The sequence below is a fragment of the Natroniella sulfidigena genome (assembly GCF_023223645.1).
Taxonomy (GTDB): Bacteria; Bacillota; Halanaerobiia; order Halobacteroidales; family Halobacteroidaceae; genus Natroniella; species Natroniella sulfidigena.
In genome coordinates this window covers 97888-110941 of sequence record NZ_JALKBY010000003.1, presented here as the reverse complement: position 1 = coordinate 110941, position 13054 = coordinate 97888, and the positions used below count along the sequence as shown (strand labels likewise).

Genomic DNA, 13054 nt, shown 5'->3' with positions numbered 1-13054 from the left:
ATTTTTATTTTATGCGAATTGAATTTGTGCAATATAAAATATAAAATAAAAGTAAGAAAATTTTAAATAGTACTTCAGTTTTGTGGAGGTGAGTAAAATTATTAATCTGTTGTTGGCACCTGATTCATTTAAAGGGAGTTTAACTGCTCTTGAGGTAGCAGATAGTTTGGAACGAGGTTTAAAAAGAGCAGATGCTAATTTTGAAATTGAGAAATTGCCGATGGCTGATGGTGGAGAAGGGACGGTTCAGTCTTTAGTTGATGCTACAGGTGGAAGAATAGTATATAGAGAGGTTGTTGGCCCGTTAGGAGAGGAAGTAGAAGCATTTTTTGGGGTATTGGGTGATGAAAGGACGGCTGTAATTGAAATGGCAGCAGCTTCTGGTTTGCCGCTGGTTCCTGAAGAAAAGCGGGATCCGTTACAGACGACTACTTATGGGACAGGAGAGTTAATTAAAGCGGCTTTAGAGGAAGGCTGTCGAAAGTTGATTATTGGAATTGGTGGTAGTGCTACTAATGACTGTGGTGTAGGGATGGCTCAGGCATTAGGGGCCAAGTTTTTGAATGTAGCAGGAGATGATGTTGCTTATGGTGGTGGAGCATTAACAGAAATTGAAGAGATTGATCTGAGCAACTTAGATCCTAGATTAGAAGAGGCTCAGATTGAAGTAGCTTGTGATGTAGATAATCCCCTGTATGGCGAGAATGGAGCAGCTTATATCTATGGGCCCCAAAAAGGTGCTTCAGCTGAGGTGGTCAAAGAGCTAGATGAGGGCTTAAGAGAGTTTGCTACAGTGATTGCAGAAGAGTTGGGTAAAGAAGTTGCTCAGATTCCAGGGGCTGGTGCTGCTGGAGGATTAGGGGCAGGATTATTGGCTTTTTTAGAAGCTGAATTGAAGCCAGGGATTGAGATTGTAATTGAAGCTAGTAAGATTAGGGAAATAATCAAAGATGTTGATCTAGTGATAACTGGAGAAGGACAGATAGATGCTCAGACTATCTGTGGTAAAACACCAATTGGAGTAGCAAAAGTTGCTAAAGAGTACTCTTGTCCTGTAATTGGGGTGGCAGGTAGTTTAGGTTCTGAGGCAAGAAAGGTTTATGAACATGGGATTGACACGTTATTTTCTATTGTTAATCGACCAATGGATTTGGATCAAGCATCAAAAGAGGCAGCTAGGTTATTAGAGGGGTTGGGAGAGAATATAGGACGAATTTTAAAATTTAAATTATCTAAGGAGGAGATTTAATATGGTAGAAGGACCATTATTGCTTGTTATTTTGGCAGTTTCAGTTGCATTTATTGTCTTTATGACTGCTAAGTTGAGGATGCATGCTTTTTTAGTCCTGTTGTTAGCAGCTTTTGGGGTAGGACTTTCTTCAGGCATGGAGGCTACGAAGGTAGTTGAGACTGTAACTGATGGTTTTGGGGGGATTTTAAGCTATATTGGAATTGTGATTATTGCAGGAACGATAATCGGAACTATTTTGGAAAAATCACAGGGAACCTTGACGATGGCTGATACAGTTTTAGGTTTGATTGGTAAGTCAAAATCAGCGTTAGCAATGTCTATTACAGGAGCGATAGTTTCGATTCCTGTTTTTTGTGATAGTGGATTTGTAATCCTATCTTCTTTAAATAAGTCATTGGCTAAAAAAGCAAAGATATCTATGGCTACAATGGCAGTTGCCTTATCGGCTGGGCTATATGCGACTCATACCTTGATTCCGCCGACACCTGGTCCTATAGCAGCTGCAGGAACTGTTGATGCTGATTTAGGACTGGTAATTATATTTGGTGTGGTTACTGCTATTCCAACGATCTTTGCTGGTTATCTGTGGGCTACTAAATTTGCATCTAATTATTATATCGAAGCTGATATTGAATTAAAGGCTGAAGATGAGAAGAAGGAGTTACCTACAGTATTTAGTGCTTTTGCTCCAATTGTGATTCCAATTATTTTAATTACTTTAAGTTCAATAGCAAACTTTCCAAGCCATCCATTTGGGACTGGAAGTATTAAGACCTTCTTTGATTTCTTTGGTGATCCAACTGTTGCTTTAATATTAGGTATCTTTTTATCCTTTAGATTGCTACCAAGCTGGGATAAGGAGTATATCAATGGTTGGGTTGGAGAAGGATTAAAGAATGCCGCTTCTATTATTATGATTACTGGAGCTGGTGGAGCTTTTGGTTCGATCTTACAGGCTACTCCAATTGGAGATTATTTAGGAGCTACTTTATCTGAATATCAATTAGGAATCTTCTTACCTTTTATTATTGCAGCTGCTTTGAAGACGGCACAAGGTTCTTCAACAGTAGCATTGGTAGCTACTGCTTCATTGGTTGGCCCGATGTTATCGCAGTTAGGATTGGATTCTGAAATAGCTAAAGCTTTAGTTGTAATGTCTATCGGTGCTGGAGCAATGACGATTTCACATGCTAATGATAGTTATTTCTGGGTGGTAAGTCAGTTCTCTAATCTTGATACTTCAACAGCTTATAAAACACATTCAATAGGAACCTTAGTTCAAGGACTAACAGCTCTAACTGTTGTCTTTATCTTATCAGTTATGTTTATTTAAAGTTAAAGCACTGTCAACCTTTTGGGTTGGTAGTGCTTTTTTACAATTTAGTTTAATCCCTAGTAGAATATTGGAATTCAGGTAAAAATGTTATATAATAATAACAAGCTATAAATCATCCGAGTTCTTTGAACTATTCGTAATAGAATTTTTTCTAATCACTAAGTACTAATTACCAATCACTAGTTCACAAAGGAGTGAATCCAATGCACCCAAAAGAAGAGAGAATAATAGAAGCAGCAATTGAAAAGTTTTCACAACAAGGGGCCAACACTACCACAATCCAGGAGGTTGCTACAACTGCTGGAGTAGGTAAGGGAACAATTTATCGTTATTTTGATAATAAGGAAGGATTAATCTCTTCGTTGATTGAATTTGGTATCGATAAGGTGACCAAAGCAATTAAAGAGAAGTTAATTGGCTTAGATGATCCAGTCGAGAAGTTGGAAGCGGTGATCATTGCTAAGTTGGAGTTTTATAATCAAAATTATGACTTTGGTAGGTTCTTGATGCGAGAAGTCTGGGGTCATAAAGATCAGTTTGAGGATCATATCCAGCAGATTAGGGAGAATCATACTGTAATCTTGGAAGAGATTATTGAAGAAGGGATTGCAGTTGGCAAGTTTAAAGAAGTTAATGTCGAGACAGCGGCAGTCAGTCTGATGGGGATGATCAATATCAATGCTTTGCATTGGATGATGTTTAATCAGGAGTTTCCGATGGAAGAGTTGAAGAATGATATTATTGAGCTTTTTTTTGCTGGGGTATTAGAGGAGTGAGCATCTGCAGTTGAGCAGATGCTTTTTGTACATTTAATATTGAATACTGAATAATGAATAATTAAATCAGTGCACCAATATACAAAAAAAGATAAAGACAGGAGAATTAAAGCATGAAACAAAATAAGCTAGTTAATGGTTGATAATGGGAGTTATAGTTAGTATAGTAGTTTAAATTTAGTTAGAGGAGGTTTAAGTCTTTTTTATGAAGTTTCGATAAGTATATTATAACCATCTAATTTTAAAGTGAAAATATACTAATGATAGAAATAATAACTAGTAATTATTAATAATTGAAATTTTTATAAAGCTTTTTAGATATCGTGAGCCATAAACTTATTTAAAAACATGAAGGTGTTAGTTTTTAATCTGCTTTATTAAACTAGTTATTTGTCACTAGTTACTAGTAACTGATTTCAATTTTCATTGTATTAAAAGAGGCGAGGCGGTATTATTAGCATAGAGTCTAAGTTTAAGGTGAGCTTGATTGAATTCAAAAAATCAAGTGATTAATGTTTTTACTTAGATTCAAACTTAACCTTAAACTTAGTGCAGATGTGTGCTTGGATACATATATTTTCTAGTTATTATGATAGAATTATTGATGAACTAAACAGAAAAATGATATTGAAAGGAGAGGTTATTATATAATTGGTCAAAAAATTAGTATTATGATGAAAAGAGGAGATTTATGTTTGAGCTAGAATGTTTTAGATAAGTTGATTTTAAAAAATTGTTTTAGGTTTTAGCCGATGGTTGAAAGATAATAACTATTAGCTAAAAAGAGAGGAGGGACATTATATGAAGAATAGATGGTTGTTAGTTTTTATATTGGCGAGTTTATTTATTATTAATTTTTCAATATCAGCTTTAGCAATAGAAGCTCCATATTATCGAGGTTTATTAACTGTTGATATGGATGGGGAGAATATATTTGAAGAAAAGGTTAGAGTTAATTCTGATGATGATGGGAATATATTAAGAGATGAAGTATTTAATAAGGATGAAGATAAACAATATTATATAATATATTATGAGGATAATGGAGAGAGTTATGAATTAACTATTGATGAGGACGATATTGAGAATTATGAAAGTGAAAAATTTGATATTTCAAAGGAAGAATATTTTGAAGGAGATGAAGCAATTAAGGTTGATATTAATTTTGATATTATAGATTATATTGATGTAGATGAAATACTGGAAGATTATTATTCTAGTTTGTCTGCTTTTATAGATGCTCTTGATTGGGATAGTGTTAGAATTAAGGTTGAGGAAGATGGTAATGAATGGAGTGACCACAATGTCTTAGACCGAGGAGATAGACATTTTTCTGTTATTGCTCCTGAACCAGGAAATAGAAGTGATATTCAACTTTTTTTTAGATTGGATGGATTAGCTAGTTTTTTAGAAGAGGAAGGTATTGATGAAAGTGACATAGAAGGTCAAATAGCAAATAGACTTGGACATGATGATACTTTTCCTCCGTCAGGTGATGGAACATTATGGCCTGAAAGAGCACCTGATATCAGTGAGGAGGATGTAAGTATTACTGATGATATGGAAGTTAAAGTTAATAATCCAGTTTCTAATATTATAACAAACTCTAACTATTTGGACTTGAATAATCCTGGGGAAACAGAGAATGTATATTTTAATAATGATACACAGACAAGATTTTTAACTATAGAATATATAGATGACTTTGGAACTCCGGAAATAGAAGCAAGTTTTATTGATACAGGAGAAGTTTTATCAAGAGGAGATATATATTATTCAGATTCAATTGATTTGGAAGGTGTAAGATTAGATATTACGGATGCTTCTCCTACTGATGAGATTACGCGACTGCGTTATAGAATGTTGCACAATGATAGTCTCAGTACTTCTATAGTTGGAAGTAGGGAAACAGATGCTTTTGGTTTTCCTATCGAACCTATCTGGGATGATGATGATGAAGATTGGAATGTAGAAGATAGAGATTGGTATGATGTATCTGATTGGGAGATAGAGCAGGGAGTGTTAGAAGGATATGAGAATGATATAATACAGGCGATTAGAATTGGAGCTGAAACACGAGGGACTACAGGAACTGCTTGGGCAACTTATTATTTTGTATTAGATGAGGGAGAAGATACTCACATAAGTGTAGAAGATGAAGATGGAGAGAGAGAGGATGAGCTTGGGGTTTTTGGAAGTCGTAGACCTCAATTGCGAACGAGAATAGAGAATTCTATTTCTGGAGTTGGAAGTAGAGACGATATTACGGTAGAGTATGCAGAAGTTGATTCAGAAACTTATAATGAAGAAGATCTTGATTTTGATAATGAAATGGAAGTTCGTCGGGTGGAAGAAGATCTAGATGAAGATGAAGATGGTAATACTTATCAAACCGCTAGGTTTGTTCCTTTTGATGAGTTAGGTGAGGGACATTATGCTGTGAAGATTCAGGTAGAAGATAGAGCAGGGAATGAATTTGAAGAATTATTTCATCTTGAAATAGATGCCTCAGATCCTCGGATTCATAATCCTAGATTTAATGGTCAATTAATTAGTGGGGAAGATGAAATAAATGTTTCTGCTGGCGAATTAGAGCTTTATTTTGAAGCATTTGGAATTCAAGATATGGTCTATGGTATTAGGCATATAGATGGTGAGGATAATGGAGATTTATGGGAAGATGGTGAATGGCAAATAGAGAAAGATTTAGAATTAAGGCATATAACTCAATTTGTAGAGAATGATTTTTCAGGTAAAGATGATGATATTAAAGGTGGTTCATATCAAGTCTTTATTCTTGGTGATGAAAGTAGTATTGATCCTAATGATTTTAACGGGATAGAAAAAGATGAAGATGGTAATATTGTTATTGAAGATGAAGATGGATTCGGGAACAGTATAATAGATACAGAATTTGATAGTGATGATGCAACACTAGATTATGTAGAGTTTACAGCTGTTGTTGATGATAGTGCACCTAGATTGAAAGATGGAGAAGAAAGAATATATTATATTGATGACTATCATCAGCGTGATGGTAATATCGATAATCTCGATGGCTATGAGTTGTATAATGAAGATGATGCAATACCTGACGACGATGATGATAAAACAATTTATCGCAGACGTCCAGTTTTTGCAGTAGAGTTTGAAAGTGTTTCTGCTATAGAAGAAATTGATATTATTTTTTATCGGAGAGGTATTTATCCTAATGATGCTCGAATACTTGATATTGATGATGATGGTGTTATATATTTTGAGCCACGAGAAGATTTTGAGGAAGATAGATATAGTATTGAAATTGAAATTGAAGATGAGGTTGGAAATAGGGATGAGATAGAGCTAGATGATATCTTTAGTATTGGTGAACTTGGAACAGATGCTATACATTTCAGTATTACTGATGGAGAATATTTCAGTAATGTCAATGAGTCCTCTGCATTAGAAATTATGATTGATGAGGAGAGTTATCGAACTGAGGATAAATTGGAAGTTATTATTAATGGTCGGAGAATAGTAGAAGAAGGTGAGATAGTAGAGGATAGTGGAGCAGAAGATAATGAGAATAGATATAGGAAAGATTGGGATGATGGTTATTATGATGATGACTATTATTTCGATGATGATTTTGATGCTAGTGATTTTGATATATTCTTCTATGACTATAATGGGAATTCTAAAGGGAGAATTGTGATTTTTTCTAGAATGCCTTTTGGTAGTTATAATGAAGTAGTTGTTAGAGTAGGAACTGAGGCTGAAGAAGAAGCTAGCAATAGTGTTACATTTACAGTTGAGAATTATCGAGAAGGTTTTGGATTTGGCAGATTGATACTTAAAGATTGAGAAAGGAGGGAGGAGAATGAAGAAGAAATTAGTTATAGTATTAATATTTAGTTTTCTTCTTTCAGGATGTTTGGTCTATGATCGGAGTGAATTTGAGTTGAGTCGAGAAGAAGAAGAACAAGTAAGACAAGATGCTCATGAAGCAACTGTTGACTTTTTTGAATATAATGAATATCCTGGTTTTGATGAAGATAAACTTATTGATTTATTGAGTGGAGATGGTTCGCTGACAATAGACCCGATGAGAGGTTCAAGGTATAGTAAAGGATTTAACGAGTTGCGCAGTGAACTAAGAGATCATTTTTTCGTTACTGATGAAGATAATAATAGTAACTTAAAAGAAGGATATAGCTTGACCTTTAGATATGGAGATTATAATTTTCGTGATGAAGAAATGACTCATTCTTCTGTCTCCTATATAGTTTGGTTTAAAGTTTTTGAAACTATAGATGATCAAGAAAGATGGATTTTAACTGATAATGGCTATATAGATTTTGATTTGACTAGAGAAGGTGATAACTGGTTGATTGATGATCTGGAGATTAACTTTCAACGTTTGGGTGTGGTTGAAATAGAAGCAGTAGAAAATGATGGGACTAGCTAGCAATTAAGGTGGGGAATGATGCCGAAAAAGAGATTATTATTGTTATTGTTGTTTATGATTTTAATCAATGGAACTGCTTTAGCAGGTAATAATAGTACTTATAATTTGAATGTTGTAGCACGAGAAGATAGTATGGATCTTAGGAATATATTTAATATCGATTATCAGCAAGTTTTTGGAGATTATACTTTGCGTGGTCGAGTTAACTTATCATTTGAGAATGATTTTCCAATTGCTCGAAGTGATCTAGAGGATAATTCTATTTATGAGTTATTATGGGACGATTTTCATTATCGTAATTATTCTTTACAGATTAGGCGAGAGAAGCGGTATTTAAATTTAGGAATTACTTCTAGCAGTAATCTTTCTAGTTTTATTTCGAGTGGTACCCTCGAAGGAACTTATTTTTCAGGAGAGAAAACTGAATTTTGGTATGGAAGACCTGCTTTTGGTACTGAGGAAAATAGAAGGTTAGGAGCCAAATATGATTTAGGGAATAGTCGTGTATTGGGGTATCAGTTAGATAGAAATGAGGTAATCACAACTGGAGATGAAGATGATAGAATAGATCATAATCATTATTTAAGCTATCAAGATCGCTATCGATTTTTTGATTCAGTTTTAAATCTTGACACAGCAGTAGCTTATAATCAAGAGACTGAGTTGGTTGGAGAAGCAGTTGATCTTAATTTTGCTTCTCGATTGAGAGGGGTTAGTTATAACCTAGCAGGAAATTATGAATCTCCAGACTTTCAAGCTGTAAAGAGCAACCTGAATCGGGGCTATGGTAGATATAGAATTGATTTGAGAGGGCATGAGCAGGTAGGTGATTTTTTAGTCAAAAGTAGAAGTAATTATAGTCGAAATAATTTAAGTGGAGAAGCTGAAGTGACTAATAAAAACTGGGGGCAAAACTTTCAAATCAATTATTATACTGATCATGTTTATCAGTTAGATTTCGATTATAGGAGAAATAATGATTATAAAGATGGTATTAGAGAGGATAAGGAAGAAAGGTACCAGTTAGGTTTAGGTTATAATCGGCAGATAGCTAGATATAATTTACGTTTAACTCATAATCGTGAAAACAATAAGGCAAAGAGTAATAGATTATTGCTCAATGCTGGTTTTGATCCTGAACCATGGAGGTTAACAGGTAATTACCAAGTGATTCAAGATGATGGACTAGAGCATGACTTTATCTTTGAGACAAGCTATCGGCGTCAGTTGAGAGAAAAGCTTGATTATGATTCGAACTTAAGGTTTAATTTGAATAGTCAAAGTGCTACTAGGGTTAACTTGAGTCAGGGATTATCTTATCCATTTAAAGATAATCATAATTTAAGGGCCAACTTGAATTTAGGCTATAATCATGCTTCTTCAGATTTAACTAGGAGTTTAAGAATGAATTATCGTTATAATTTTTAAAAAAGGCCAACATTCCGTTGGTCTTTTTTTATTCTCGAGTAACTATAAATCCTTGTGGCTCGGGGAAGAATAATGTATAATTAAATTTAAGGAGTTGATGCAAATGGATAACCAACAAATACTACAACAGATATTATCAGAAATGAAGAGTGTAAAAGAAGAAGTGGTTAATGTAAAAGGAGAAGTAAGTAATCTAAAAGGGGAAGTAAATAATTTAAAAGAGGGCCAAGTAGAGTTAAGAAAAGAATTTAATGGTATGAAGCAGCGCCAAGATGAGATGTATCATCTTTTAAAAGGCTGGGAAGAAGATAAGAAAGTCAGAAAGATAAAGTTGAATAAATTAGAGATTGAAATCGACAAATTAAAGAATCACCATCATAATATTACCTTGACAACAGATGTAGCGGCTAAAGCTGAAAAGAATCAAACTGTGAGTGAATAATCGTACACGTTAATTTAAGCAAGCTTTTGTCAATATAGATGTTTGAAGTGAAGCTTTATTACAAAATAGCTTAAGTCTAAGGTTGACTTTGAGGCTAAGCCAATCGTTAAAAGCCTAAGGGTTTAGGTTTTACTTAAACTTAGACTCAGCCTTAAACTTAAGCTATTTATCAATATAGTTCAACTTTTAAGATTACCAACTATAAACTATAAATTATAAATTGACCTGTTTAACTAATGATTACTTAGAGGAATTAGGGATCGAATCAGGAATTGATTAAGTTGAAGTGGACTGATTCTGCTCAGTTAGGAAGAGGTGGGAATTGATGAAGAAGTTATTGCTATTGATAATCTTAGCACTAGTCGTAGTTATTCAACCAAGTTATGCAGCAGAAGACGCACCATTTACTATCGATGCTAATGATTATATTATCTTTGATGAAGAAAAGGAGATTATCGAAGCAGCAGGAAATGTAATTATCGAAATGGAAGCAGATTCAATCAGAGCAGATCGGATCCAGATTGATTTAAATCAAGAAGTGATTAAGGCCAAAGGAAATATTATACTTAAGACTGAGGAACGAGAGATGACAGGTTCAGCTTTGGAGTATGACTATCGTAAGGAAGAAGGACAAGTCTTTGATAGTGAGACTGAAGAAGGGCAGATTACTTTCTTTGGAGAAGTAGTCAATTTTGGAGAGGATGATATTGTCTTAGAAGAGACTACCTTAATTCCGTGTGAAGACACTGATGAGCCACATTACAGACTATCAGCAGAGAAGATTACAGTCTATCCAGAGGATAAGTTGATTGCTGAAGGGGTTCATTTATGGATCAATGAGCGGCGGGTGATGCCGCTACCGACTTATAAGCAAAGCTTAGTAGAAGGTGAAGAGGAGAAGCATGCGATCCCTCAACCACAGGTCGGTTATAGTGAAGCAGATGGTCTCTATGTTGGGGTTGATTATTATCACTTTATTAATCAAGATTTTGGTGGTGATATTTCAGCGACAGCAACTACTAATGAGACCAGTCGGATTGATTTGGATTATCTTTATCAACCGGATGATAGGTTAAAAGTTGATCCTAGAGTTTATTATCATCAAGATTATGGCTTAGAGACTTATCTCAATTTAGAAAATAAGATTGGATCAGATACAGTCAGTAATTTTGAGGGAAGGTATTATATCGAACGTGATGATGAAGAGGATGAGTATCAAGATCGAATGTGGTCAGGTCGTTGGGATTTGCAGACTAAGCTGTTGAATAATGACCTGAACTTACAGCTAGAACAAGATCAAGATGATGAAGCGATGAAAGAGACGATTACTTATGGGGATAGTTGGGATGATTACTATTGGGAATTAGAAGCTAATCGTAATCGAGATGTCAATCGCCAACCTCAACTCTCATTAGGGATTAATAATCGTGATCTAGGAGATGGTAATTTATTATCTGCTGGAATGAAGGTAGGAGAGATCGAAGAAGATGGAGTTGAAGCGAGGCGAGAGCAGTTCAGTTTAGGACTTGAGAATCGAGGTAAGGAGATCACTGATTCGACTGAGCTTTATTGGGCAGGGCGTGTAGAGGATAGTTATTATGATACTGAAGATGACTATCGTAATTATGCCTTCAATCTAGGGGCCAACCAGAGATTAGGGCCAACAGATCTAAATATCGATTATCGTTATTATGATGAACTAGGAGAGAGTCCTTTTGAATTTGATCGCTTGACTGAAGAGAGTATTGGTCGCAGGGATTATCTCAGCGGAAGCTGGGGTGCTCAGCATGAGATGACTGATAGTTTAGACTTTGATTGGCAAGTACAAGGAACGAAGAGGATTTATGAAGGTGATGAAGAGAAGGGGCGAGAAGAGCAAGAATATAACAGTTATGGTTATCGCACCGGTTTTGATTATGAACTCAATGATTATCAGCAGGTAAGCTTGGGTTATCGTTATCAGCAGTATTCAGGGAGTACGCCTCTAGAGGATGATGAAGTAGATTATACAAGTCATCTGGAAGGAAGTTATCGCTTTCAGACCAATGAGCGGGTCTACCCTTATAATGATGTAGAGATAGATGCTGGTTATGATTTGAAAGAAGGGGAATTTTCTAGGTTGCAAACTTCTTTGATTAGGGAGTTTGATTGCTTTAGTGCTCATGTAGGGTTTGATCAGGTTGAGCGAGAGGTTAACTTTGGGATGGAACTTAAGTATTAGTGCAGTTTACAGTGTACAGTTTACGGTTGACAGTTAAAGGTCAAAATCTTAAAATTTGGAACCACTAATGGACGCGAATCAACACTAATAAAACAGTTAATATCTAATAATTAATAGTTAAAGATCAAGAAAGCTAAAGCATGAATTAAAAGATTGAGTAAAGAATAAATAAAAAATCGATCAATAAAACCTTAAAATAATTAATAAGCACGAATTAGAAAAAGAGAAAATAAATAAAGTAAGGGTGAACATTTTGTTCACCCTGAAATAGTAAAAAGCATTGAATAATTAATAGTTAAAGGGAAATTCAAAAAATAGAAAATAATAAATAACCAGTGCTTGACAGTTGATTGGTTGATTGAATAGATTAGATAGGGTAAAATAAAAGTAAAGCTAGTTGAGTATTTTTAATTGGAAAGGGGTGTGGGGATGGAATTATTAATTGATAGGACAATCAATCAAGATAAAATAGATGAAATTATTAATAAACTAGTTGATGCCTATAGTCCTGAAGTTAAAAATATTTATTTATTTGGTTCTTATGCTTGGGGAAGCCCAACAGCAGATAGCGATTTGGATTTATTAATAGTAGTTGAAGATTCAGATAAAAAACCTTATAAAAGAGCTGTAAAAGGACATAGAGCCTTAAGAGGGGTAATGGTTGCAGTTGATATTTTAGTTTATACTGCAGAAGAATTTGATGTGGAAAAGAACAATGAACATACTCTTTGCTATAAGATTATTAATGAAGGGGTGAAGGTATATGGATCATAAAGCTTGGCTGAAAAAGGCTCTAAATGATTTGAAATCTGCTCAAGCACTTGTGGAAAATGATCTATTAGATACAGCTATTTATCATACTCAACAATGTGCTGAAAAGGCTTTAAAGGGATTTTTAGTTTATCAAAAGCAATCGATTAAACGTACGCATGATTTGAGATTGTTAATTGATATCTGTGTCGAGATAGATGAAGATTTTAATGATTTGCGGAATTTAGCAGAAGAATTAACTCCTTATGCTGTGGAATTTAGATACCCTACAGAATGGTTAGAACCAGATAAAGAAGATGTATTAGAAGCAATTGAAATGGCAGAAGAGATATTTAAATTTGTTGAAGAAAGAAATTAATACTTTTGATTTTCACTAATTAC

The 13054-nt window shown here is 34.6% G+C and carries 10 protein-coding genes; all 10 read left to right on the top strand.

All coding sequences use genetic code 11. The features are described 5' to 3' along the window. Positions 1-100 precede the first annotated feature (100 nt). The 10 genes from MWH28_RS03005 to MWH28_RS02960 all read left to right on the top strand — a co-directional run bounded on the left by MWH28_RS03005 (position 101) and on the right by MWH28_RS02960 (position 13031). Complete coding sequence (locus tag MWH28_RS03005; protein WP_248617901.1) at positions 101-1249, top strand: glycerate kinase; 1149 nt, start codon at positions 101-103, stop codon at positions 1247-1249. A gap of 1 nt (position 1250) precedes the next feature. Beyond that, positions 1251-2585 carry a GntP family permease gene (locus tag MWH28_RS03000; protein ID WP_248617796.1) on the top strand — a complete coding sequence of 445 codons (1335 nt, stop codon included), beginning with the start codon at positions 1251-1253 and terminating at the stop codon, positions 2583-2585. A gap of 206 nt (positions 2586-2791) precedes the next feature. Continuing rightward, a complete protein-coding gene (locus MWH28_RS02995) occupies positions 2792-3364 on the top strand; it encodes a TetR/AcrR family transcriptional regulator (RefSeq protein WP_248617795.1) in 573 nt (190 codons plus the stop codon). Positions 3365-4165: 801 nt separating this feature from the next. Further along, entirely contained in the window at positions 4166-7207 is a 3042-nt protein-coding gene (locus tag MWH28_RS02990; RefSeq protein ID WP_248617794.1) for a hypothetical protein, read from the top strand. A 16-nt stretch (positions 7208-7223) separates the two neighbouring features. After that, positions 7224-7811 (top strand): hypothetical protein, encoded by a 588-nt coding sequence (locus MWH28_RS02985; RefSeq protein WP_248617793.1) that lies wholly within the window; start codon positions 7224-7226, stop codon positions 7809-7811. Positions 7812-7829: 18 nt separating this feature from the next. Further along, on the top strand, positions 7830-9239 hold the full coding sequence (locus MWH28_RS02980; RefSeq protein ID WP_248617792.1) for a hypothetical protein: 1410 nt from the start codon (positions 7830-7832) through the stop codon (positions 9237-9239). A gap of 103 nt (positions 9240-9342) precedes the next feature. Further along, complete coding sequence (locus tag MWH28_RS02975; RefSeq protein WP_248617791.1) at positions 9343-9681, top strand: hypothetical protein; 339 nt, start codon at positions 9343-9345, stop codon at positions 9679-9681. 325 nt (positions 9682-10006) lie between these two features. Beyond that, positions 10007-11902 carry an LPS-assembly protein LptD gene (locus tag MWH28_RS02970; RefSeq protein WP_248617790.1) on the top strand — a complete coding sequence of 632 codons (1896 nt, stop codon included), beginning with the start codon at positions 10007-10009 and terminating at the stop codon, positions 11900-11902. Positions 11903-12331: 429 nt separating this feature from the next. After that, on the top strand, positions 12332-12676 hold the full coding sequence (locus MWH28_RS02965; protein WP_248617789.1) for a nucleotidyltransferase domain-containing protein: 345 nt from the start codon (positions 12332-12334) through the stop codon (positions 12674-12676). Then, positions 12666-13031, top strand: coding sequence for a HEPN domain-containing protein (locus tag MWH28_RS02960; RefSeq protein ID WP_248617788.1), 366 nt, complete (start codon positions 12666-12668; stop codon positions 13029-13031). The genes MWH28_RS02965 and MWH28_RS02960 overlap by 11 nt, the downstream gene beginning before the upstream one ends. Positions 13032-13054: the final 23 nt, after the last annotated feature.

Bases quoted from the DNA above. Each gene is read 5' to 3' on its own strand.
- MWH28_RS03000 (WP_248617796.1), top strand. From the start codon at position 1,251: ATGGTAGAAGGACCATTATTGCTTGTTATTTTGGCAGTTTCAGTTGCA.
- MWH28_RS02995 (WP_248617795.1), top strand. From the start codon at position 2,792: ATGCACCCAAAAGAAGAGAGAATAATAGAAGCAGCAATTGAAAAGTTT.
- MWH28_RS02990 (WP_248617794.1), top strand. From the start codon at position 4,166: ATGAAGAATAGATGGTTGTTAGTTTTTATATTGGCGAGTTTATTTATT.
- MWH28_RS02985 (WP_248617793.1), top strand. From the start codon at position 7,224: ATGAAGAAGAAATTAGTTATAGTATTAATATTTAGTTTTCTTCTTTCA.
- MWH28_RS02980 (WP_248617792.1), top strand. From the start codon at position 7,830: ATGCCGAAAAAGAGATTATTATTGTTATTGTTGTTTATGATTTTAATC.
- MWH28_RS02975 (WP_248617791.1), top strand. From the start codon at position 9,343: ATGGATAACCAACAAATACTACAACAGATATTATCAGAAATGAAGAGT.
- MWH28_RS02970 (WP_248617790.1), top strand. From the start codon at position 10,007: ATGAAGAAGTTATTGCTATTGATAATCTTAGCACTAGTCGTAGTTATT.
- MWH28_RS02965 (WP_248617789.1), top strand. From the start codon at position 12,332: ATGGAATTATTAATTGATAGGACAATCAATCAAGATAAAATAGATGAA.
- MWH28_RS02960 (WP_248617788.1), top strand. From the start codon at position 12,666: ATGGATCATAAAGCTTGGCTGAAAAAGGCTCTAAATGATTTGAAATCT.